Consider the following 20,299-nt stretch of genomic DNA (forward strand, 5'->3'; position numbering starts at 1 on the left):
GTAGCCGCCGGCCGACGGGCCGCCGGGGCCGTACCCGCCGCCCGCTGACGGGCCCTCGTAGCCGCCGCGCTGGTCGTAGCCGCCGGCCTGGGGGGCGCCGCCGTTGTAACCGCCGCCGGCCGACGGGCCGTCGTAGTTGTTGGCGCCATAGCCACCGCCGCCGGAGGACGGGCCATAGCCGCCGCCGGACGAGGGGGCGTCGTAGCCGCTCCCTCCGCCATAGCCACCCTGACCACCGGGACCACCCGCGCCGCCCGGGCCGCCGGAGGACGGGCCGTAGCCGCCGGCCGTCGTGGGCGCGCCCTCGTAACCACCGCGCTGGTCGTAGCCGCCGCCCTGGCCGCCACCGTTGTAGCCGCCGCCAGCAGCCGGGCCGTCGTAGTTGTTGGCGCCGTAGCCGCCGCCGTAGTTGTTGTTGGCGCCGGTGCCCGGCTCGTACCGCTGCGTCGCATCGCCGTAACCGCCACCGCCACCGGCGTAGTCGGGCGCATACGGGTCGACCGGCGGGCGCGACGACGGGCCATAGCCGGCCCCGGCGCTCCCGCCACCCGGGCCCGCGGTGCCGCCCGAGCCGCCGTAGCCGCCGCTCGCGAAGCCCGCACGGTCGTTGTAGCCGCCCGCCGACGGGTAGCCGCCGGCACCGGGCGGGGGCGCAGCGTACGGATCGGGCGGCACGTCGTCGAACACCTGCCCGGAGTGCACGATCGCGGTCGCGTCGTTGGCGCCCGCGCGGTTGACCATCGTCGGGGCGGGGCCCATGGCGCCGACCATCGTCGGGTCGGCCTGCGGGCCGCGGTAGGCGGGACGCTGCGTGGGCACGCCGCGGCGCGGCCCGGTGTCCTCGTCGTCCTCGCCATCGTCGTCGTCACCGCGGCGGCGCAGCAGCAGCACGATCGCCACGACGCCGAAGCCCACCAGGAGCACGCCGAGCGCGATGAGGATCCAAGAGGAGAACCCGCCGCCGCTAGCGTTGTTCGCGGCGTTGGTGGTCGCGCTGTTCTGGGGCATGACGCCGCCGCTGGACTGGCTGTCGGTAGTCAGGTCGCCGGCGGTCAGCGGCGGGGGCGGCGACTGGGACTCGGCGAGCGAGGGCAGCCCGAGATTCACGCTGTTGGTGGCCTTGCCGGCGGTGCCGGTGACCTGCTTGGTGAAGTTGTCGTAGCCGGTCGCCCCGGCGCTGATCTTGATCGTCCCGGGCGCGATCGGGCTGGCCTCGGAGCCGGGGAACCGGAAGGTGCCACGCTCATTGGTGGTGACCTGCTTGCTCCGGCCGGCGGAGTCCTCCAGCATGACGGTCGCGCCCTTGATCGGCTTACCGGTCGCCGAGTCCGTAATCGTCCCGGAGACCTCGGTCACAGTCGTCACCGCCGCGGCCGACGTGGGGGGCGGCGTCGTCGCCGCCTGGGCCTTGAGGGTGACGTTGAACGACTTCGTGTCGGAGCCGCCATTGGTGACGATCACCTGGCCGCCGCCCTGCTTACTCTGCCCGGCCGGAATCTGACTCTGGGCCGGCGGCGCGACGCGGAGTGGCAGATTCTTCGTGGCGCCGCTGTCGACATCGATGGTGCAGTCGAGGCGCGTCCCGCCGCCGGTGCAGCCGTCGGGTGGGTTCGAGATCGACAGGCCCAGGTCACTCGGCAGGTCAATGGCGAGCTTGGCGTTCTTTGCGTCGGCATCGCCGGTGTTCTTGACCTGAATATTGACCGTCTGCGCTCCACCCCCTACCGTCAGTGTCAGGTCTGGGGCGCCACTCACAGTGACGTTGGGACCGGCAGCGAATGCCGGTGTTGCTATGCCGACCAGAGCGCTCGCCGCCAGAACAGCCACCGCCCCCGCTCTGATCAGCAGGGTTCGTCGGTGCGCAGTCACGTCACACCCCTCCGGATCTTGACATTCACCCGAGCGTCGCTGCCGAGCATGTCCGTCTACGGTCCAACATGCGAGCGAAACTCGCCTTGCATGGTGCGCCGGAGCAAACTATGCCCTGTCGGGCGGGGTCGGCGAAACCCGTGACGTGTTGCGATCGCCCCGGAGGCGGTCGTATCGTCCCGGTATGTCCACTGCGCACCGATATTCCGCCACGGTGCAAAACGTCCTTGATGCCCTTGAAGAAGGGGTCGAGCCCGGCCGTCCCGCCCTGCGTGACGCCGTCCGGGAACTCCTCGCCGACCTGCGGACACGCGCGCCAGGACGTTCGGTGGAGGTGCGGATTCCCCCGTACGGCGCGATTCAGTGCATCGAAGGGCCGAGGCACACGAGAGGTACGCCACCCAACGTCGTCGAGACCGACCCGACCACGTGGATCGAGATCGCCACGGGTCGGAAATCGTGGCACGAAGCCGTCACCGCCGGGAAGATCAGCGCGAGCGGGGTTCGAGCCGATTTATCGGCTTATCTGCCCTTGTAACTACCTAAATCGTCAGGCAGACTGCTCACCAACGGCGCACAAATTGTGGCTCTGCGTCATGCCCGAAACCTCGCGTACACTGTTCCCCGCGAAGGCGGCGCAGCGTGCGGCGCCGAAACAGCAGCCGGCCCGAAAACCAGCTCTGCGGCCGCGTCCACCTCAAAGCCATCTTGCAGCCATCTCAACAGCCAATCGGCAACTGCGACGACAGGAGCGGCACGTGCCCCGAGGCGATGGCCGGTTGAGCCACGAGCTCGACCCCCAGCGTCCAGGTCCACAGGACAAGTGTGGAGTGTTCGGCGTCTGGGCGCCGGGCGAAGAGGTCGCGAAGATGACCTACTACGGGCTGTATGCACTGCAGCACCGTGGGCAGGAGGCGGCCGGCATCGCGGTGTCGGACGGAACCGGCGTCGTGGTCTACAAGGACCTCGGCCTGGTGTCGCAGGTCTTCGACGAGCCGACCCTGGCGAGCCTGCGCGGCCACATCGCGATCGGCCACGCGCGGTATTCCACCACCGGCGGATCGACCTGGGAGAACGCGCAGCCGACGCTGCGCTCGACGCGCGGCGGCGACGACCGGGCCGGCACCACGATCGCGCTGGCGCACAACGGCAACCTGGTCAACACCGCCGAGCTGGCCCGCCGGGTCGCGGAGCTGCCAGACGTCGAGCCCGACGCGATCAACTCCACCAACGACACCGCCCTGGTGACGGCCCTGCTCGCCGCGCGCCCCGACCTGTCCGTCGAGGCCGCCGCGCTGGAGGTGCTGCCCACCCTGCGCGGCGCGTTCAGCTTCGTCTTCATGGACGAGGACACCCTTTACGCGGCACGCGACGTCAACGGCGTGCGCCCGCTGGTGCTCGGGCGCCTCGAGCACGGCTGGGTCGTGGCGAGCGAGACCGCGGCGCTGGACATCGTCGGCGCGAGCGTGGTCCGCGAGATCGAGCCGGGCGAGCTCATCGCGATCGACGAGCACGGGCTGCGCTCCAGCCGGTTCGGCACGCCCGACCCGAAGGGGTGCCTGTTCGAGTACGTCTATCTGGCCCGCCCCGACACCACGATCTCGGGGCGCAACGTGCACGCGGCCCGCGTCGCGATCGGGCGCACGCTGGCACGGGAGCACCCGGTCGCGGCCGACATGGTCATCCCCGTGCCGGAGTCCGGCACCCCCGCCGCGATCGGCTACGCGGCCGAGTCCGGCCTCCCGTTCGGTCACGGCCTCATCAAGAACGCCTACGTGGGACGCACCTTCATCCAGCCGTCCCAGACGATCCGCCAGCTGGGCATCCGGCTCAAGCTCAACCCGCTGCGCGACAACGTGCGGGGCAAGCGGCTCGTCGTCGTCGACGACTCCATCGTGCGCGGCAACACCCAGCGCGCGATCGTGCGCATGCTGCGCGAGGCGGGCGCGATCGAGGTACACGTGCGAATCTCCTCACCGCCGGTCAAGTGGCCGTGCTTTTATGGCATCGACTTCGCAACCCGCGCGGAGCTGCTGGCCAACGGGCTCGACCTGGACGGCATCCGCCGCTCGATCGGCGCGGACTCGCTCGGCTACGTGTCGCTCGCCGGGCTGGTCGCGGCGACCGAGCAGCCCGCGTCGCGGCTGTGCAGCGCGTGCTTCGACGGGCAGTATCCGATCGAGCTACCGGCCGACAACGTGATCGGCAAGCACGTCCTGGAAAGCGTCGCGCGCGCCGCGGGGGCCGCGCCGACCACGACGGACGGTGGCGCGGTCAGCGTCGCCGCCAGTTTGGGCGGCTCCGGCGCGCTGCTGCGACCGTGACCGCCCACCCGAGACATACCGCGGTGGCCGCCGCCGCAGAAGGCAATCAAAGGGGAGAAAGTGACGCACGTGGATGAGCTCGCCGACAAGGCCGGTCAGACCGGTCAGGGCAGCACCCCCGAGCGGCAGCTGTGGACGGCCGGCAACGGCCGGGGCCGCCGTAAGACCGTGACCTATGCGGACGCGGGTGTGTCGATCCACGCCGGCGAGCAGGCCGTCGAGCTGCTACGCACCAAGGTGCACCGGACGCACCGGCCTGAGGTCATGGGCGACATCGGCGGGTTCGCCGGGCTGTTCCGGCTCGACCTGAAGAAGTACAAGAGCCCGATCCTCGCCTCCTCGACCGACGGCGTCGGCACGAAGCTGGCCATCGCCCAGGCCCTGGGCATCCACGACACGGTCGGCATCGACCTGGTCGCCATGGTCGTCGACGACCTGGTCGCCTGCGGCGCCGAGCCGCTGTTCCTGCTCGACTACATCGCCTGCGGCGAGGTCGTGCCCGACCGGGTCGCCGAGATCGGCGCCGGCATCGCGGACGGCTGCCGCTATGCCGGCTGCGCGCTGCTGGGCGGCGAGACCGCCGAGCACCCCGGCGTGATGCGCCCCGACGAGTACGACATCTCCGGCACCGGCGTCGGCGTCGTGGAGGAGGACGCGATCCTCGGCCGCGACCGGGTCGAGGTCGGCGACGCCGTCATCGCGCTGCGGTCCACGGGACTGCACTCCAACGGCTACTCGCTGGTCCGGCACGTGCTGCTGGGCGCCGGCCGGATGCGGCTGGACAGCGTCATCGACGAGTTCGGCCGCCAGCGCACGCTGGGCGAGGAACTGCTCACCCCGACGCGGATCTACGCCAAGGACTGCCTTGACCTGATCAAGGAGGCCGACATCCACGCGTATGCGCACGTCACGGGCGGTGGCATCCCCGGCAACCTGGTCCGGGTGCTGCCCGAGCACCTCGACGCGGTCGTGGACCGTGCGACGTGGCGGCCGCAGCCGATCTTCGAGCTGGTGCGCACCAAGGGGCGCATCGAGGACTCGGAGATGGAGAGCACCTTCAACATGGGCATCGGCATGATGGCCGTGGTCTCCGCCGAGGACGCCGACCGCACGCTGGCCTTCCTGGCCGGCCGCGGCCTGGACGCCTGGCAGGTGGGCGAGGTCATCGAGGGCACCGGCACGGTGCAGATGGTCGGATCGCACACCCGCGGCTGAGGCCGCGCACGCACGGCACACGACTGAACGAAACGGGGGCGGCTGCCGGGACAACCGGCACCGCCCCTTTGTGCGTCATTGAAGAAGAACGCTGTCGAAATGCGTGGGAACGGAGAAGTCTCTCGCTTATTCGATCAACTGGGGCTTACCGCGGCGTAGGGATGGACCTAGGCTGAAGCGACACGTCCCTACACCCAAAAGGAGGATGGGGCGGTGTCGTGGAGCGGCATGCGGGGGATCTCGCCGATCCCGAGTTATGTTGTGCTGCAGCCCACAACCCTGTGCAATCTGGACTGCACGTACTGCTACCTTCCCTTCCGGGCGCGCAATGACCGCATGAGCCCCGCCGTGGCCGCGGCCGTGGCCGCCTCGGTCAACCCATGGGCGGCGGCCGACGAGCGCTTCTCGGTCGTCTGGCACGGCGGGGAGCCGCTGGCCGCGGGGCGGGATGCCCTCGCCGAGCTCATGGCGCCGTTCGAAAGCGTCGAGCACCACGTGCAGACGAACGCGACCCTGATCGACGACGCGTGGTGCGAGTTCTTCGCCGAGCGCGGCGTGCGGGTCAGCGTGAGCGTCGACGGGCCGGAGCCCCTCAACCGGGAGCGGGTCAACCGGGCGGGCGCCCCGGCGTACCGAACGATCTTGCGCGGCATCGAGGCGCTCCAGCGGCATGGCGTGCCGTTCTCGGCGCTCTGCGTGGTCGCCCAGCCCAGGCCGGGGCTGGCGGCACAACTCTACGAGTACTTCCTCGACCTCGGCTGCGACGTCCTCGGGGTAAACATCGAGGAGCAGGAGGGCGTCAACGCGCGCGCCAACGACTTCGCCGACGACGCCGTGCGGACGTTCTGGGCGGAGCTGGTGGCCGCGTGGCGGCTCGAGCCGCGCATCCACGTGCGCGAGATCGAGTGGACGCTGCGGTACGCCGGAGCGGTGCTCGCCGGCACGGCCGACGGCATCCTCCCGGGCGCGCTCGACCCGATCCCGACGATCGCCGCGGACGGGCGGGTCTTCCTGCTCTCGCCGGAGCTCGCCGGGTTCACCGACGCGCGCTACGGCGACTTCTCCTCCGGCAGCGTCCTGCGCACCCCGCTCTCGACGATCCTGGCCGGCGCGGCCACCTCGGCGGGGTGGGTGCCGGAGTACCTGCGGGGCGTCGAGGCGTGCCGCACGAGCTGCCCGTACTTCGGGTTCTGCGGCGGCGCGCACGCGGCCAACCGCTACTTCGAGCACGGCAGGTTCGACGGCACCGAGACGAACCACTGCCGGAACAGCAAGATTCGCCTTCTGGAGGGAGTGCTGGACCATGCCGAAGCATGCTGACCCGGTCACCGAGCGCGTCAACGAGGCCGCGGACGGACTTCGTGTGTTGCTCGAGGAGGCTGCCATGGCACGGGCCGCCCGCGCGGAGGCGAGCGAACAGGACGGCACGAGCGCCGTCTGCGCCTGGAACCACTTCGAGAACATCCCGACGTTCTACAACTGGAACAACCGTCCCCGTTGAGGGCTATTCGCGTCGTAGTGGCCGCCCGGTCCGATTCGGTCCGCATGAAGCCGACCGAGCCGGGCTGGGCATGGCGGCCCCGCGGTGGTTGGGAACCACCCCGGGGCGATGCCTACGCCGAGACACCCGCATGGCGGTCCGTCGAGAGAACGGCTGCCGTGCGGGTGCTGTGAACACGACTCGGGCACGTGGTTGTCCACGTGCCCGTGAGCCGGGTTGACCGATGGTCAACGACCCCGTGAGCGCCAATCACTGTCGCTAGAGGGGTCGTCGTAGTCGTCCTCGTCGTCAGCCTCATCATCGACTTCGCCACCATACTCTGCGTAGTCGTCGCGTGACTTAGGGCCGCCCGCCGCGAGCTCGCGCTGCAACGCTTCGAGGTCGGTGTTGGGGGAGTGATACTTCAGCTCCCTGGCCACCCTAGTCTGCTTGGCCTTCGCACGGCCGCGCCCCATGGCTCGACCCCCTCGCACAGAATTACGGGGCAGCCATTACCGGCAGGCCCCGACAACGTCAGGCATCTCTCGTGGCTCTTACGGTACATGTCGCGGGCACCTTTCGGCATCTCGCCCCTACCGACCATTTCGGTGGCGTTGCTTACCCGACCGGACCGGTCGGGTAAGCACCATCTGTCGGGTGGGGTCGTCACGCCCGCTCTGCGCCTCGGTGCATGGTTTACACCAAGATGGTACGAAGCCTTCCGACTTCGGCCATTCGCTGTTCGGCGAGCCGGTCCGCGGCCAGCACCGGCGGCACGTCCTCGGCCTCCGCGAGCTGCAGAATCTGCCGGGTGGTGTCGTAGATCCGCCCCGCCCGTTCCTTCGCCCGGGCGAAGTTGAAGCCCTCGATCTCGTCCGCCACCTGGATCACCCCGCCCGAGTTGACCACGTAGTCGGGCACGTAGAGCACGTCACGCTCGGCGAGGAGCTTTTCCACCCCCGGGTGGGCCAGTTGGTTGTTGGCCGCGCCGGCGACGATCTTCGCCCGCAGAACGGGGACGGTCTCGTCGTTGAGGGCGCCGCCCAGCGCGCAGGGCGCGTAGACGTCGATCGCCGAGGCGATCAGGTCCTCGCTGCTGTCGACCAGGTCGACCTGGGGGTACGTCGAGCTCACCCAGTCCCGGGCCCGCTCGGAGACGTCGGTGGCGACCACGGCGGCGCCGTCCTCGAGCAGGTGGCGGGTCAGGTGCTTGCCGACCTTGCCGAGGCCGGCGATGCCGACCCGGCGGCCGGCCAGCGACGGGACGCCCCAGCGGTGCTCGGCGGCGGCGCGCATGCCCTGGAAGACGCCGTAGGCGGTCAGCACGGAGGAGTCCCCCGCGCCGCCGTGCGACTCGGAGCGGCCGGTGACGTACTTCGTCTCCTTGGCCACGACGTCCATGTCCTGCACGTACGTGCCGACGTCGCAGGCGGTGTAGTAGCGGCCGCCGAGCGACTGCACGAACCGCCCGTAGGCGCGCAGCAGGGCCTCGCTCTTGTCCTTCTCCGGGTCGCCCCAGATCACCGCCTTGCCGCCGCCGAGGTCGAGGCCGGCGAGGGCGTTCTTGTAGGCCATGCCGCGCGACAGCTCCAGCACGTCGTGCAGCGCCTCTTCCTCGGTGGCATACGGGTAGAACCGCGTCCCGCCGAGCGACGGCCCGAGGGCGGTCGAGTACACGGCGATGATGGCCCGCAGGCCGGAATGCGGGTCGTGGCAGAACACGACCTGTTCGTGGTTGCTGGCGAAGACGCCCATGCATGCTCCCGAAGCGAAGCGCGGCCCGTCCTCATGAGACGGCACCGCAGACGGAGTGCGGTGATCCGACCCTAACCCCGACACGTGGCGGTCGGGTCGAGGGCGGCTTCGCGCCGCCAGGTCGTTTCGTGCGACGATCGGGCCGTGCCGTCGCTCTTCGCGTCATACCTGCGGGTGTACGAGCCGCTGGCCGCCTTCGACCGCGACTACCAGTTGTACTGGCGTCGCTATGTCAAAGAGGGGCGAGCGGTTGCGCTGTCCGACGGCCCCGGCCGGCAACGGACCGCGGTGCTCGAGGCGCTCGGCGCCGGCTGGACCCGGCTGCCGGCGCTGCCGGACGAGGCGTATGTCCTGGAGGCCGACGACACACTGCTCGTCTGCCCGTGGAACCTGCGCATCCGGGTCGCCGAGGCGGCGCTGACGGCGCGGGACGGGGTGCCCAGCGTCATCGCGGACGCGTTCGTACCTCCCGTGCTCGCCGGGCTCGCGCAGACCATCGTGGACGACTGGCGCAGCGGCGACCACGTGCTCGAGCGCGGGCTGCCTCGCGTCCACGAGCAGGTGGCAACCTGGGGCGTGCCGCTGCGCTGGTTCGTCTTCGTCGACCTCGAGGAGCGCGAGCTGTCGCTGCGCCCGGGACGGCGGGTCCTGCGCTACCGGACGGAGATCTCGAAGGCCCGCCGGCGGGCGCATCGGGCGTACGCCGTTCTTCGGCGAGCCATCGGAGACGCGCCGATCACGGTCGCCGTCGAGGAGACGGCCCGGTGGCTCGAGGAGTTCCACTCGCGATCGATCGTCGAGCTGGACTACGGCGGCCTCGTGAACCTCATGTCGGACGATGCCCTCGCCGCGGACGACTCCCCCGGGCTGGTCTCGGCCGGCTTGTCCGACGTCGCGCGCGGAGACGCGGACGCGGCCACCGAGGTCTACGAGCGGCTCGTCGACCGGTGGCGGGCCGTGCAGCTGCTGGAGCGGTGCAACTAAACCTGGCTTCCCACGTCGCAGGTCCGAACGTTTGACCTGCGGCGGCAAGTAGCCGGAACCGGTCGGGCGCGCGGGCGAAATTCGCCGACGAACGGGTCTTCGGGGTCTTGTCGCGGCCGGAGGTCGCGGGTCCTTGGCACCGCGGGCGTGGCAGGGAGGCGCCCCGGCGCCGACCGCTCTCTCACGGGAGGAACGGTCGTGCGTTGCGCGGACCGGAGCCCTGATTTGACGAAATTGAATGTCCGGTTCGTCACTCACCCAATCGGGTGTCACTCTCAGCAACCGAGTCGCACCCGACCGGTGTCCGTTATGCCTAATTGAATGAGGTTTATGAGCTACCCATCACCCCAGAGGGTGAGCTAGATTCGTGGTTAACCACTCACCCTCCGTCGCCACCGGTCACCTTTTATCCCATTTTGGACCGCCAAATTGGGAAAATTCACTTATTCATCATCCGTCCATACAGGGACCTTCAGCCGTTCGGCCCATGTCGGACATCGGGGACTAGCCGGACCATAGGAAACGCGTCGGCCGGCGGGACCCCGTCCGACGTTCCTGGGTACCTGTGGAGGAGTGACCGATGCCATCTCGCACGCATGAACCTGAGCCGTTGCTAACGCCGGCTGAGGTCGCGTCGATGTTCCGCGTCGACCCGAAGACCGTCACCCGTTGGGCGAAGGCGGGCAAGCTGAGCGCTATTCGCACGCTCGGCGGTCACCGACGCTACCGCGAGTCCGAGGTGCGAGCCCTGCTCCAGGGCCAGATTCCCCAGCAACGCCAGGGCGACTGACGCAGACAGTACCTCGCGTCACCGCCAGGCGCCAAACGCCACGCTCGTCTCCGCGACGCGCCCGGATCGTCACCCCCCGGTGATCCGAGCGCGTCGTTTCGTTTGAGGAGTACGCGTTCACACCAGCGTGATGCGGATGCCGACCGTGGCGTCGGCGCCGCGACGGCGGATGCTGGCCCAGACGAACAAGCGGCCGCTGAGGCCGTATTTCTTCTTGATCATCTCGCGGACGGCGGCACCGCCATCCGGGCCGAGCAGCGTCGCCCGGGCCGGGACCGGCTCGCCCTTCGCCACGCCCCGCACGTTGCACGGCGCGACGGTCACGGCGCCGTCGCGGCGGATGCGCTTGACCTTGCCGGAGTCGCCCACGGTCCACACCAGCAGTGCGTCCCCGTCGCGTGCGGCCCAGACGGGGGTGGGTACGGGCGTTCCGTCCCGGCGGAACGTCGTCACCAGGAGATACCGTTCCTCACCCAACTGCTCAACGGTGGCGGGAGTGTTCGTCATACGACACACGGTACGAGCAGCACAACTGCTAACGGCCGGCACGCGCCCGAGGTGACGGGGAGCTAGTCTGATGCTGCCCGAAGTTCAGCGCCAGCTGCCCCGGAGATCACAATGAAATTGTCGATCCTGATGCCGGTCTACAACGAGGAGGAACGCGTCGCCAACGCCGTGAAGCAGGCGCTCGACGTGAACTACCCGACGGAGACCGAGCTCGTGATCGTCGACGACGGCAGCCGTGACCGCACGGCCGAGATCCTCGGTGGGCTGAGCGACGACCGGCTTCGCGTGATCGTCCACCCACGCAACAAGGGCAAGGGCGCGGCAATCCGCACGGCGGTGGAGCACGCGACCGGGGACTACATGGTCATCCTCGACGCCGATCTCGAGTACGACCCGCAGGACATCCCGAAGCTGCTCGAGCCCGCGCTGGACGGCCGGGCCACCGTGGTCTACGGCAATCGGACGTTCGGGAGCCACAGCTCCTTCTCGTTCTGGTACGTCATGGGCAACAAGGCCGTCACGACCGCGGCCAATATGCTGTTCAACTGCTACCTCGGCGACCTTGAGACCTGCTTCAAGCTCATGCCGATCTCGCTGTACCGGTCGCTGCAGGTGCGCTCGGCCGGCTTCGGCATGGAGGCCGAGGTGACGGGCAAGCTGCTGCGAAACCGGCACCGGCCGTATGAGGTTCCGATCTCGTACCGCGCCCGCACCCGCGAAGAAGGCAAGAAGATCACTTGGAAGGACGGCGTCGAGGCGCTGTGGATCCTGTCTCGCGAACGCGTCCGCAAGCCGTACCGCCCCGTTTGAGCCGGCCGCCCGAGTTGCTGAGCATCGGAGAGCTCTCCGCGCGCAGCGGTGTCGCGCCGTCCGCCCTGCGGTTCTACGAGAAGCTCGGCCTCATCCGGTCCACGCGCACCAGCGGCAACCAGCGCCGGTACGAGCGCGCCGAGCTGCGCCGGGTCGCCTTCATCCGCATCTCCGCACAGGTCGGCGTACCGCTGGAAACCATCAAGGAGGCGCTCGCCTCGCTGCCCGCCAACCGCACGCCGACCAAGGCGGACTGGGCCCGGCTCTCGGCCGGCTGGCGCGGCCACCTCGACGAGCAGATCAAGCTCCTCGAGCGGCTCCGAGACACGCTCACCGGTTGCATCGGCTGCGGCTGCCTGTCGCTCAAGACGTGCGGCATCGTCAACACCGACGACGGCCTCTCGGCCAAGGGCTCGGGCCCGGTCATCCTCACCCGGCCCTGATCAGCGCGAAACCGTCAGCAGGATCTTGCCGAAGTGCTCGCTCGACTCGAGCAGCCGGTGCGCCTCGGCGGCCTCCCCCATCGGGAACCGATCGTGGATCAGCGGGCGCACGATGCCCTCCTCCACCAGCGGCCACACCTCTTCGCGCACCCCGCGGACGATCGCGGCCTTCTCCGCCGCCGGGCGTGAGCGCAGCGTCGTACCCGCCACCGTGGCCCGCTTGGCCAGCAACTGGCCCAGGTCCAGCTCACTGCGGCGCCCGCCCTGCAGCCCGATCACCACCAGCCGCCCGCCGACCTTGAGCGCGTCGACGTTCTGCTTCAGGTAGCTCCCGCCCATGATGTCGAGGATGACGTCGGCCCGCACCGACTGGCTGAAGTCCTCGACCGTGTAGTCGATCACGCGCTCCGCGCCCAGCTCCAGCAGCCGCTCCCGCTTGACCGCCCGAGCGGTGGTTACGACCGTCGCCCCAAGGGCCTTTCCCAGCTGTACCGCGAACGTCCCGACCCCGCTGCCGCCACCGTGCACGAGCAGCGTCTCCCCCGGCTTGAGCCGCGCCACGTCCACAACGTTGGAGAACACGGTCGCCGCGACCTCGGGCAGCCCCGCCGCGTCCACGACCGAGACCCCCTTCGGCACCGGCAGAACCTGGCCGGCGGCCGCGACGGCGAGCTCCGCATATCCGCCCCCGCCGATCAGCGCACACACCTCCTGACCCACGTGCCACCCGTGGACGCCCTCGCCGAGCTCACGGATGCGCCCGGAGACCTCCATCCCCGGGTACGGCGGCGCATCCTTGGGCGGCGGATAGTTCCCCTGCCGCTGCAGCGCGTCGGCGCGGTTGACGCCGGCCGCCGCCACCTCGATCAGTACCTCGCCCGCGGCGGGTGCCGGGTCCGGCACCTCAGTCCACCGCAGCACCTCGGGTCCACCTGGCCGTTCGATCGTGATCGCATGCACGGCTCCATCATCGTCTGTCCCACCACGGACGCCACCCGTGGTGGTCCCATCCCGCACGATCCCCGCCCCGATGTCGCCCCGCGCCCCGACCCCAGTCATGGGCCGTACCCTGGTCTGCGCTCGGCTCTTCCGTCGGGTCTTCGGTCGGGTCTTCGATCGGCGGCCCCGTCGGGTCCAGGCTCGTCATCGCGGTCGGTTCCACAGTCGGCGCGATGGTGCCCTGCGCGGCTCCGGGCCGCCGCGACTCCACGACGGCGCTTCGCGTCCGATTTGGGGTATTGCTTTCGCTGCCGTTGGCGCCTATTTCGCTACCGTTCGCGCCTGTTTCGCTACCGTTGGCGCCTGCGAGGTCCAGCAGCGGGACGGGCGCGGCCGGCAACGTCCCGAACGCGAGCGGCCCGCCGGTGCGGATCGGAGGTGTCGGCAGCGCGGCAACGGGCATGGCCACGCCCCCGTCCCCGCTCGCCGGTGGCGAGGTCCCAACGCCTTGGTCGTACACGGCAGCCCCGACCATCACCCCGATCGCAGCGACGCCGACCCCACCGGCGACGAGCCCGGCCAACGAGGGCCATACCGTCCGGTGGCGCCTGGTGACGTACGCCGCGCGAGGATCGTTGAAGAAGAGGTGCACAGTCCCGGTCCCCCGTCCGATCTGCCGTAGGCTCCGAGTCTGCGCAGATAACCCTTGGCAAGTGGGACATTTACGACATCATGCCCGAGAAGTCATCAGCCCGAGTTCCCCCACCTGGCCACCCAAGCGCCACGAACGACGTCCCTCACGTGGGTGACGAGGCCGGGCGGTCGGGGATCTGGCACACTTAGCGTCGTTCCACTGGAGGGCTCGCCTAGTGGCCGATGGCGCCGGTCTTGAAAACCGGTGAGGCGTTCCGCGTCTCCGTGGGTTCGAATCCCACGCCCTCCGCACAGCACAAGCAAGAACGCCCGCTGAGCAGCAGAAACACTGCCCAGCGGGCGTTCTGGTCTATCGGCCGGCTGTCCCGCTCGATCTCACCGAAACCCGCTTCGGCCCACTGGTTGTGTCATCACCGTGTCATCGGATGCCCTGAGGGCGAGGCCATGGCGCCAGTTAGGACGTGCTTGCCATGAGGCGCCTCCGCAGGTCCTGCGGCCGAGACATGAAGTCCAGCAGATACAGGTAGCCCAGGAGTGGTAGGTCGTGCGAAATCGTGCCGTCGTGATTCGCAAGAAGAGCGTTCGTCTCGGCTACTCGGCCGGCGTTCTTTGCGCCGTGGCCGTGAGTGGCGTCACGTAGTAGCTTGACGTATTTGGCAGCGGCGTTGACCTTAGAAAGCCCAAAAATCTTCATCTCGTCAGACTTGGTTGAGCTAGATCGGATGAAGAAGCCATCCTGGACAGACTTCAAGGCGGCAACGGCGCGTTCTGCGAGCGGCAATAGCACTTCGGCCGCAGTGGGGCTCATGGTGCCCCGAAGCCGAGTTAGTGCCCGCTCCGCTGTTACAAGATGAGCCGACTTCTCCACGCTTTGCTGACTGATTCGGTCGAGGATGTCGAGTACCGTGAACAGCAGGACCTGCTGTGCTTCTGCATCTCGATATGACGTGAGGATCGATCCGGTGCGCCGGAACAATTGCTCGGCTGTAAGTAGCTTCTGGTGGTGTCTAACTGGGTCATATGTGTTGGTCTTGTCGGCGAACACGACCGGATCGCTGAGAACCGAAAAGATCTCATTGAGCTGCTTGGTCCACCAAGCAATCGCATCGGAGCATGCTGCGGGGCTAAGCGTAGGGCTCGTCCACGTTCGCGACGTTTCGGTCGTTCGCGGAACGAGGTGTAACAGTTCGGCGGCTCCGGGGTTGAGCCCGGCAAGATGGCGCCCAAAGCTGTAGACGACTGCACCGAAGGTCCGGTGCGCCGAAAAGGCCCAGATCTGCGGCGTCATGCAGCCGATGAGGGGCGCAAGGTAGGCGTCGAAGGTGTAAATACCGTGTAGAAGTCCGTCTCCGCTAGAGAACGGTCGATCACCTTTGGCAAGACTGTTCTTTATATAGGTAACATCACCCGCTCTGAGTTGGTCATCGTGCGCGATGCGAAGAAGCACCGCAGGGAACTTCACTCTTCTCACTAGTGCTTCAGATCGGGTAACTACGTGCACGGCAGAATTTTCAAGAAGGTGCTCATTCGAATCGCCTTCGAGGGCCATGATGCGAAGCCCACGGTAAACGCCTTCGGCGGTTCCGGCGAGATCCTGCGGCCCTGCAACCATGGTTTGCAGAATCCACAGGTAGAACACGTCGACGATGGAATTTGACTTTAGAATGCGCTGCTCGATGTTATGTATCTGCTTCTGGGTGAACTGATCCAGGCTACTGCTTTCGCCCGCTCTTGTTGAGATTTGCGAAAGTGTGGGGAAGGTGCTGGATTGCTGGCGCGGCCCGGCAATGTTCTGGCTGGCGACGAGTGCTGGACGGTTGCGGTAATAGGATTCCTTAGTCTGAATCGAGAAGAAGCCGCTTTGCCGAGAGCTGCGTCGGACATGCAGATCTGCGCCGTTGAAGAACTCCAGCGGCATTCCACCCCAAAGCCATGCTGGCACTGCCACGTTGACGCACGGGATTGGTCGACTACTGCTCACAAAAGCAGCGTACTCCCGAGCTGTTATCGGGGCGACGCCTTATCGCACGCTGATCGTTGAGCGACCGGCCCGGTGAACTGGCTGCTAATTCCGGCAACGCGGTGCCGTGATTGCTTGCTGTCAGCAGAGCTGCTTCGATTCGGTGGCGGGCTGCTTCGTCTTGACCGTCGATGCACTTGGCGTAGACCTTGAGCAGGACATTTACGCTGTGCCCAGCCCCTTCGGCAACCTGGGTTGCCGGGACGCCTGCGTTAAGCCACAACGACACAGCCGCGTGCCGCAGATGATAAGGCACCTTCGCCAAAGGCGAACGCTGCTGAGACTCAGTGAGAGCGAGAAGGCGAGCCTGCCGCCACACTCGACTGTAGGTCTCTTTCGAGAAGCGAACGAACTTCGCGGCCTTTTCGAGGGCTTCTTCCCTGGTTGACCGATTCCGCCATTTAGGCGGCCTTTGTCGGTGCTATTGGCGCCCTGAGCGAGACGCGATCCTGAACTCTGTCCTCTCGTCCATCAACGTCCGGCGGCGACCTCGATACCCCATCGTGCGGTTGACGTCCAGTTCACAGGCGCTGCAGGTCCTTCCGAGCATCGTGGACTGGACTCGAAGGGACGGGCGGATTTCTGCCCACGCGGTCTGGGCCTACGCCGCTTCTCCTTGGTGCCGTTCCAGATATTCCTCGACCGCTGCCCGGATGATTCCGGATCGGCCGGCCCTGTCGCGGCCGGCAGCGCTGTCCAGTCTGGCGACCATGTCGCTTGGCATCTTCACTGTTACGACTCGTTCGACTGCTTCGCCGGCCGGGTCGACCTGGACGAAGGTTCCTGTTGGGCTTGTGGGCTTTGCCCACTCGCGCCAAGGAGTGATGTCGTCGGCCTCCAGCAGCCAGTTGGCGATCTCGTCCCTGCTCATACGGTCGAAGTCCGGTGTCCCGGTCATCGCTGATCTCCTCTCTGCATCCACTGCTGACCATCGGTGGCGCCAGCCGCACGAGCGCTGTGCACCCGCCAGACGAACGAGTCGTCATTGCGCACGAGGAGCACCCGTACGAGCACGCACGCGTCTGTCTCGGCCACGACGAGGAGCAACAGGTCGTTGTACGCCCGAAGCTGCGACCGCTCGTCACGATCCAGTACCTCGGCAACGTCGGCCACGTTCAGCCCATCCCGCAGGGTCGCCTGCGGGAGTTCGTCCGGCTGCGGCATCCGCCACTGCAACTCACTCATGGGGTATCAGTATTACCGGTAATACCGGCGATCGGTAGCCGATCGGCGGGATCGCCGCCCGGTGGCTCTGCGGAACGGTCCGGATCAAGGTCGCCTGGCCCGTGGCGGTGCCGCCTGCATCCGCGGTGGTCCCGTGCCTGAGGAGTGTCATCGATCTCCCAGTTCGGTCTATCGGCGCAGGTCAAGCCAGGCGCACGCTCTGGTCTTGAAAACCGGTGAGGCGTTCCGCGTCTCCGTGGGTTCGAATCCCACGCCCTCCGCCAAAGCTCAGCAAGACGCCTTGCCGCGCCACCGCCGAGGATCGTCGACGCCAGCGATGCGTGCGAGTAGCGCCCAGGGCAGCACGCCATGGGGTGCTACTCATCCCACCTATCCGTCAGGCGATGACACCGAGCCGACGCAGTTCAGCGGCGATGTCGGCCACTTCGACGAGTGTGCCCTGTGCAACAGCAAGCATCACAATGAAGGTGATCGTCGCAGCCCATGCCAGCCGCTTGTTCCCGTCGATGAGCGCATGGTTCGCGCACAGCGAGTGCAGCAGGGCGGCGGCTTTCTCGGCGAGATCCGGGTATGCCTCCTGGCCGAAGAGGTTCGTTTGCGGCCAGGCGGCAGCCGACGACAGCAGCCCGTAATCTCGGACTTTTGCAGGGCTTCCGATAACCGCCGCGGCGAAGTTGAGCAGGTCGTCGACGTGACGGTAGACCGTCACTTGGCGAGCCGGTCCAGCAACTCCCGGTGTCGTTCGGCGATTTCAGCGGCGATGGCCCCGACTGCGGCCTTCTTGTCGTGGTTCTGGACGTACTGGGCTACTGCGACGACGATGGTGGCGTTGGCCGAGCGGTGCTCAGCCGCGGCTACCTGCTTGAGGCTGTCGTGCAGCTCGCCGGGCAGGGTCACGGTCGTGGTCACCATACGAGAATAGTAGGACTTTCTTACTGCCTCGTCCGGATGGTCGTCAAACAGTCGCCACCAACCGACGGCACACCAGTCAGTCAGCCGCCAGTCGAAGATGTCCCCGCCAGACTACTGGTACTCCACCGTTGTCGCCCGCTTCCCGGCCGGTGCCACGAACGTCACCCAGCCCCACACAACGGCCCGGCTTCAGCGCCCGATCCGCCACCGGATAGCCGGCGCTGTCGAACTGCTGGTAGGTGATGTTCGACGGCTCGGCGACGGTCCCATCGGCGTACACGAGTGACCGCGGCCGTGTGTCCACGTAGATCAAGTCGTAGTCGGGGCCGGGGCTGTCGACACATACCTGCACGTCGGCGGATGCCCGTTCGGTGCCGGGCCGCAGACGGTAGGCGCGTCGGCTGAGCCAGCACGACGGCATGTGGTCCCCGCCGGGACCGCCGCCGAGTGCCAAGCCAAACTCGGGCCGCTGGGACTTGGCTGTGTGCTCGTCGTACCAACGGCTGACCTCGATACGACGTGGCGCTTCCTACGGGAGTCCTAACTCGGCGGGCCACCGAGCATGGCGGCCCGCAGCAGCGTGTCTCGCAGCCACCATGGTCGCAGGCTGGTCAGTCCGGCTGCTACGCCGGCGATGCTCGTCAGCCGTTGTACGGGACGGCGGCGCTGCCGGTCGTACCGCTGGAGCCCGTCCGCGACGGTCGGCGTCCCGCCCAACGCCTCGGCGAGTGCGACGGCGTCGATGAGCGCTTCGCAGGCGCCTCTGCCCAGATCGGGCGGCATGCCGTGTGCCGCGTCACCGATCAGCGCGACGTTGTGCCGCACGAAAGACGCCAGGCGCGGCACCGCGTACAGGTCGTGGCGCAGGATGCCGTCCTCATTGATCGCATCGAGAACCGGTCGTACCGGGGCCGCCCAATCCCCGAAACGGGAACGCAGCTCGGTGAGCTCGGCCCCGGGCGAGAACGCGCCCTCCGGTGCCGTGGTGCTGGCGTACCAATTCGTCCGGCCGCCTTCCTGCGGCGTCACGCCGAACTTCGCCCCCGCACCCCAGGTTTCGGTGAACGTGTCGGTCGGCATGCCGTCGAGCCAGCCACGCCAGGCGGTTCTTCCTGTATAGCGCGCACGCCAGTCGGTGCCGAACAGTCCGACCCTGACCCGGCTGAAGATCCCGTCCGCCGCGACGACGAGGTCATGCTTCCGACGCAGCGGATCGAGGTCGTGCACCGGTACGGCGAACTGCAGCACCGACGGATCGACCGCCTCGCACAACAGGCCGAGCAGCGCTGGCCGGGACAACAGGATGACCGGGTCACCGGTGCGCCGCTCAAGGCCGGCAACGTCGATGGCGGCGATGCGCCCGCCGTCGGGCCGCTGAAACGCGCCGGCTCGCTGGGGCTGGCCCAGCGCACGGACCCGGTCACCGAGGCCGATTCCGTCCAGCGCGCGTAGCGCCGCGGGCCAGATCCCCAACGCGGTGCCGGCACCCGACAGGTCGGGCTCCCGCTCGTACACAGTGGGGCGCCAGCCACGCCGGCCCAACGCGACGGCGGCAGCGAGCCCCCCGATGCCGCCTCCGATGATCGCCACGGTTCCCTTCATGCCCCGAATCTACAACAGATGTAGTTCACAAACTACTGATGTAGTGTAAGCAACATGCCGACCCGTCAAGAGCAACTGCTCGACGCCGCCATCGCGATCCTCGGCGCCCAGGGCGTCCGCCACCTCACGCACCGCGCCGTTGACGCCGCGGCCGGGCTGCCGGTCGGCTCCGCCTCGAACTACTTCAAGACGCGCGACGCGCTCGTCGAGGCCATCGTCGACCGCTTCGCCGCGCGCGAACAGGCCGCGTGGGAAACGATCGCCGGCGTGGTGCGCCCCAACACGCCGGATGAGCTCGCCAGCGCGCTCGCCGCGTTCGTGCACCGGGCCACCAACCAGGAACGGGCGACGACGCTGGCGCGGTACAGCTTGTTCGTGGAGGCCGCACTCCGCCCGACGCTGCGCGGGAAGCTCGCCGAGACCTCCGACGCCATTCGGGATTGGGCAGCGCAGTGGCTGCGGGATCTGGGCTCGGCCGATCCGCACGCAGACTGCCGGCTGATCCTCGACCAGCTCGACGGGATCATGCTGCACCGCCTCGCATTCCCGGACCCGGCGGCGGACCCGACCCAGCAAATCACCAAACTGGTACGCGCGGTGCTCGGCCCCACAGCTTCCTGACCGAGGCGGTCGCTCGGTCCGAAGCCCGGCCCGGCAACGGGTCCGCAGTCTGGTGATGGTGCCGTTTACGAACACAGCCTGGTCGAGGTGCAGGAGTCATTTAAAGAGCGAATTCGCAAGTCCACCCTGCGGGCAGACACGGCCCACACTCTCGCCGACTATGCGATTGCCAGCACCACATTCACCGTC

Annotated in this window: 21 protein-coding genes, 1 tRNA gene and 1 pseudogene; 11 read left to right on the forward strand and 12 right to left on the reverse strand. The window is 68.1% G+C overall.

From position 1 onward, the window contains the following. On the reverse strand, window positions 1-1,755 hold a 1,755-nt coding region (locus tag ABT297_RS28025; protein ID WP_350554931.1), incomplete at its 3' end, for a carboxypeptidase-like regulatory domain-containing protein. Window positions 1,756-2,053: 298 nt separating this feature from the next. Here ABT297_RS28025 and ABT297_RS28030 point away from each other — a divergent pair. The 5 genes from ABT297_RS28030 (at window position 2,054) to amcA (ending at window position 6,909) form a co-directional block, all read left to right on the forward strand. After that, window positions 2,054-2,407, forward strand: coding sequence for a sterol carrier family protein (locus ABT297_RS28030; protein ID WP_350554933.1), 354 nt, complete (start codon window positions 2,054-2,056; stop codon window positions 2,405-2,407). A 220-nt stretch (window positions 2,408-2,627) separates the two neighbouring features. Then, window positions 2,628-4,193 carry an amidophosphoribosyltransferase gene (gene purF / locus ABT297_RS28035; RefSeq protein ID WP_350554935.1) on the forward strand — a complete coding sequence of 522 codons (1,566 nt, stop codon included), beginning with the start codon at window positions 2,628-2,630 and terminating at the stop codon, window positions 4,191-4,193. 60 nt (window positions 4,194-4,253) lie between these two features. Beyond that, complete coding sequence (gene purM, locus ABT297_RS28040) at window positions 4,254-5,408, forward strand: phosphoribosylformylglycinamidine cyclo-ligase (RefSeq protein ID WP_350554937.1); 1,155 nt, start codon at window positions 4,254-4,256, stop codon at window positions 5,406-5,408. A gap of 228 nt (window positions 5,409-5,636) precedes the next feature. After that, window positions 5,637-6,728 (forward strand): cyclophane-forming radical SAM peptide maturase AmcB, encoded by a 1,092-nt coding sequence (gene amcB / locus ABT297_RS28045; protein ID WP_350555027.1) that lies wholly within the window; start codon window positions 5,637-5,639, stop codon window positions 6,726-6,728. Next, window positions 6,712-6,909, forward strand: coding sequence for a multiple cyclophane-containing RiPP AmcA (gene amcA / locus ABT297_RS28050; protein WP_350554939.1), 198 nt, complete (start codon window positions 6,712-6,714; stop codon window positions 6,907-6,909). Before amcB ends, amcA begins: the two co-directional genes overlap by 17 nt. A 227-nt stretch (window positions 6,910-7,136) precedes the next feature. Here amcA and ABT297_RS28055 read toward each other — a convergent pair whose 3' ends face one another. Both ABT297_RS28055 and ABT297_RS28060 read right to left on the reverse strand, forming a co-directional pair. Beyond that, a complete protein-coding gene (locus tag ABT297_RS28055; RefSeq protein ID WP_350554942.1) occupies window positions 7,137-7,364 on the reverse strand; it encodes a DUF3073 domain-containing protein in 228 nt (75 codons plus the stop codon). A gap of 220 nt (window positions 7,365-7,584) precedes the next feature. After that, window positions 7,585-8,643 carry a Glu/Leu/Phe/Val dehydrogenase dimerization domain-containing protein gene (locus tag ABT297_RS28060; protein WP_350554944.1) on the reverse strand — a complete coding sequence of 353 codons (1,059 nt, stop codon included), beginning with the start codon at window positions 8,641-8,643 and terminating at the stop codon, window positions 7,585-7,587. Between the two features lie 144 nt (window positions 8,644-8,787). Between ABT297_RS28060 and ABT297_RS28065 the strand changes: the two genes are divergently transcribed. Together ABT297_RS28065 and ABT297_RS28070 are read left to right on the forward strand one after the other, a co-directional pair. After that, window positions 8,788-9,627 (forward strand): DUF8083 family protein, encoded by an 840-nt coding sequence (locus ABT297_RS28065; protein ID WP_350554946.1) that lies wholly within the window; start codon window positions 8,788-8,790, stop codon window positions 9,625-9,627. A gap of 580 nt (window positions 9,628-10,207) precedes the next feature. Continuing rightward, a complete protein-coding gene (locus tag ABT297_RS28070; protein ID WP_033365012.1) occupies window positions 10,208-10,417 on the forward strand; it encodes a BldC family transcriptional regulator in 210 nt (69 codons plus the stop codon). A 117-nt stretch (window positions 10,418-10,534) separates the two neighbouring features. On the opposite strand, the gene ABT297_RS28075 is transcribed toward ABT297_RS28070, so the two are convergent. Then, window positions 10,535-10,924, reverse strand: coding sequence for a PPOX class F420-dependent oxidoreductase (locus tag ABT297_RS28075; protein ID WP_350554948.1), 390 nt, complete (start codon window positions 10,922-10,924; stop codon window positions 10,535-10,537). Between the two features lie 111 nt (window positions 10,925-11,035). On the opposite strand from ABT297_RS28075, the gene ABT297_RS28080 reads away from it, so the two are divergent. Further along, on the forward strand, window positions 11,036-11,734 hold the full coding sequence (locus ABT297_RS28080; RefSeq protein WP_350554950.1) for a glycosyltransferase family 2 protein: 699 nt from the start codon (window positions 11,036-11,038) through the stop codon (window positions 11,732-11,734). Window positions 11,735-11,748: 14 nt separating this feature from the next. Further along, entirely contained in the window at window positions 11,749-12,177 is a 429-nt protein-coding gene (soxR, locus tag ABT297_RS28085) for a redox-sensitive transcriptional activator SoxR (RefSeq protein ID WP_350554952.1), read from the forward strand. Here soxR and ABT297_RS28090 read toward each other — a convergent pair whose 3' ends face one another. Continuing rightward, window positions 12,178-13,137 (reverse strand): NAD(P)H-quinone oxidoreductase, encoded by a 960-nt coding sequence (locus ABT297_RS28090; protein WP_350554954.1) that lies wholly within the window; start codon window positions 13,135-13,137, stop codon window positions 12,178-12,180. Window positions 13,138-13,971: 834 nt separating this feature from the next. On the opposite strand from ABT297_RS28090, the gene ABT297_RS28095 reads away from it, so the two are divergent. Beyond that, window positions 13,972-14,059, forward strand: a tRNA-Ser gene (locus ABT297_RS28095). A 165-nt stretch (window positions 14,060-14,224) separates the two neighbouring features. On the opposite strand, the gene ABT297_RS28100 is transcribed toward ABT297_RS28095, so the two are convergent. From ABT297_RS28100 to ABT297_RS28135, 7 genes and pseudogenes are all read right to left on the reverse strand, one after another. Further along, on the reverse strand, window positions 14,225-15,751 hold the full coding sequence (locus tag ABT297_RS28100) for a hypothetical protein (protein WP_350554956.1): 1,527 nt from the start codon (window positions 15,749-15,751) through the stop codon (window positions 14,225-14,227). Then, window positions 15,741-16,121: pseudogene (locus tag ABT297_RS28105) on the reverse strand (hypothetical protein); the annotation flags it as partial. The gene ABT297_RS28100 and the pseudogene ABT297_RS28105, both read right to left, overlap by 11 nt. Window positions 16,122-16,391: 270 nt before the next feature. Beyond that, on the reverse strand, window positions 16,392-16,688 hold the full coding sequence (locus ABT297_RS28110; RefSeq protein ID WP_260725846.1) for a ribbon-helix-helix domain-containing protein: 297 nt from the start codon (window positions 16,686-16,688) through the stop codon (window positions 16,392-16,394). Further along, entirely contained in the window at window positions 16,685-16,975 is a 291-nt protein-coding gene (locus tag ABT297_RS28115; RefSeq protein WP_259860220.1) for a hypothetical protein, read from the reverse strand. Before ABT297_RS28115 ends, ABT297_RS28110 begins: the two co-directional genes overlap by 4 nt. 376 nt (window positions 16,976-17,351) lie before the next feature. After that, complete coding sequence (locus ABT297_RS28120) at window positions 17,352-17,684, reverse strand: type II toxin-antitoxin system death-on-curing family toxin (protein ID WP_350554959.1); 333 nt, start codon at window positions 17,682-17,684, stop codon at window positions 17,352-17,354. Then, complete coding sequence (locus ABT297_RS28125) at window positions 17,681-17,887, reverse strand: Arc family DNA-binding protein (RefSeq protein WP_350554961.1); 207 nt, start codon at window positions 17,885-17,887, stop codon at window positions 17,681-17,683. The genes ABT297_RS28120 and ABT297_RS28125 overlap by 4 nt, the downstream gene beginning before the upstream one ends. A 540-nt stretch (window positions 17,888-18,427) precedes the next feature. Continuing rightward, the gene (locus ABT297_RS28135; protein WP_350554963.1) at window positions 18,428-19,489 is read right to left on the reverse strand and encodes an FAD-dependent oxidoreductase; all 1,062 of its coding nucleotides are present in this window, start codon (window positions 19,487-19,489) and stop codon (window positions 18,428-18,430) included. Window positions 19,490-19,543: 54 nt separating this feature from the next. Between ABT297_RS28135 and ABT297_RS28140 the strand changes: the two genes are divergently transcribed. Beyond that, on the forward strand, window positions 19,544-20,110 hold the full coding sequence (locus ABT297_RS28140; protein WP_350554965.1) for a TetR/AcrR family transcriptional regulator: 567 nt from the start codon (window positions 19,544-19,546) through the stop codon (window positions 20,108-20,110). The last annotated feature ends 189 nt before the right edge of the window (window positions 20,111-20,299 follow it).

The sequence above is a fragment of the Dactylosporangium sp. NPDC000555 genome (assembly GCF_040300025.1).
Classification (GTDB): domain Bacteria; phylum Actinomycetota; class Actinomycetes; order Mycobacteriales; family Micromonosporaceae; genus Dactylosporangium.

What these genes read in the sequence shown, in the direction of transcription:
- ABT297_RS28125 (WP_350554961.1), bottom strand. Translation starts at nt 17,887, where the DNA reads ATGGTGACCACGACCGTGACCCTGCCCGGCGAGCTGCACGACAGCCTC.
- ABT297_RS28110 (WP_260725846.1), bottom strand. Translation starts at nt 16,688, where the DNA reads ATGACCGGGACACCGGACTTCGACCGTATGAGCAGGGACGAGATCGCC.
- ABT297_RS28070 (WP_033365012.1), top strand. Translation starts at nt 10,208, where the DNA reads ATGCCATCTCGCACGCATGAACCTGAGCCGTTGCTAACGCCGGCTGAG.
- ABT297_RS28030 (WP_350554933.1), top strand. Translation starts at nt 2,054, where the DNA reads ATGTCCACTGCGCACCGATATTCCGCCACGGTGCAAAACGTCCTTGAT.
- ABT297_RS28080 (WP_350554950.1), top strand. Translation starts at nt 11,036, where the DNA reads ATGAAATTGTCGATCCTGATGCCGGTCTACAACGAGGAGGAACGCGTC.
- ABT297_RS28135 (WP_350554963.1), bottom strand. Translation starts at nt 19,489, where the DNA reads ATGAAGGGAACCGTGGCGATCATCGGAGGCGGCATCGGGGGGCTCGCT.
- ABT297_RS28060 (WP_350554944.1), bottom strand. Translation starts at nt 8,643, where the DNA reads ATGGGCGTCTTCGCCAGCAACCACGAACAGGTCGTGTTCTGCCACGAC.
- amcB (WP_350555027.1), top strand. Translation starts at nt 5,637, where the DNA reads ATGCGGGGGATCTCGCCGATCCCGAGTTATGTTGTGCTGCAGCCCACA.
- ABT297_RS28055 (WP_350554942.1), bottom strand. Translation starts at nt 7,364, where the DNA reads ATGGGGCGCGGCCGTGCGAAGGCCAAGCAGACTAGGGTGGCCAGGGAG.
- ABT297_RS28115 (WP_259860220.1), bottom strand. Translation starts at nt 16,975, where the DNA reads ATGAGTGAGTTGCAGTGGCGGATGCCGCAGCCGGACGAACTCCCGCAG.
- amcA (WP_350554939.1), top strand. Translation starts at nt 6,712, where the DNA reads ATGCCGAAGCATGCTGACCCGGTCACCGAGCGCGTCAACGAGGCCGCG.
- ABT297_RS28075 (WP_350554948.1), bottom strand. Translation starts at nt 10,924, where the DNA reads ATGACGAACACTCCCGCCACCGTTGAGCAGTTGGGTGAGGAACGGTAT.
- ABT297_RS28140 (WP_350554965.1), top strand. Translation starts at nt 19,544, where the DNA reads ATGCCGACCCGTCAAGAGCAACTGCTCGACGCCGCCATCGCGATCCTC.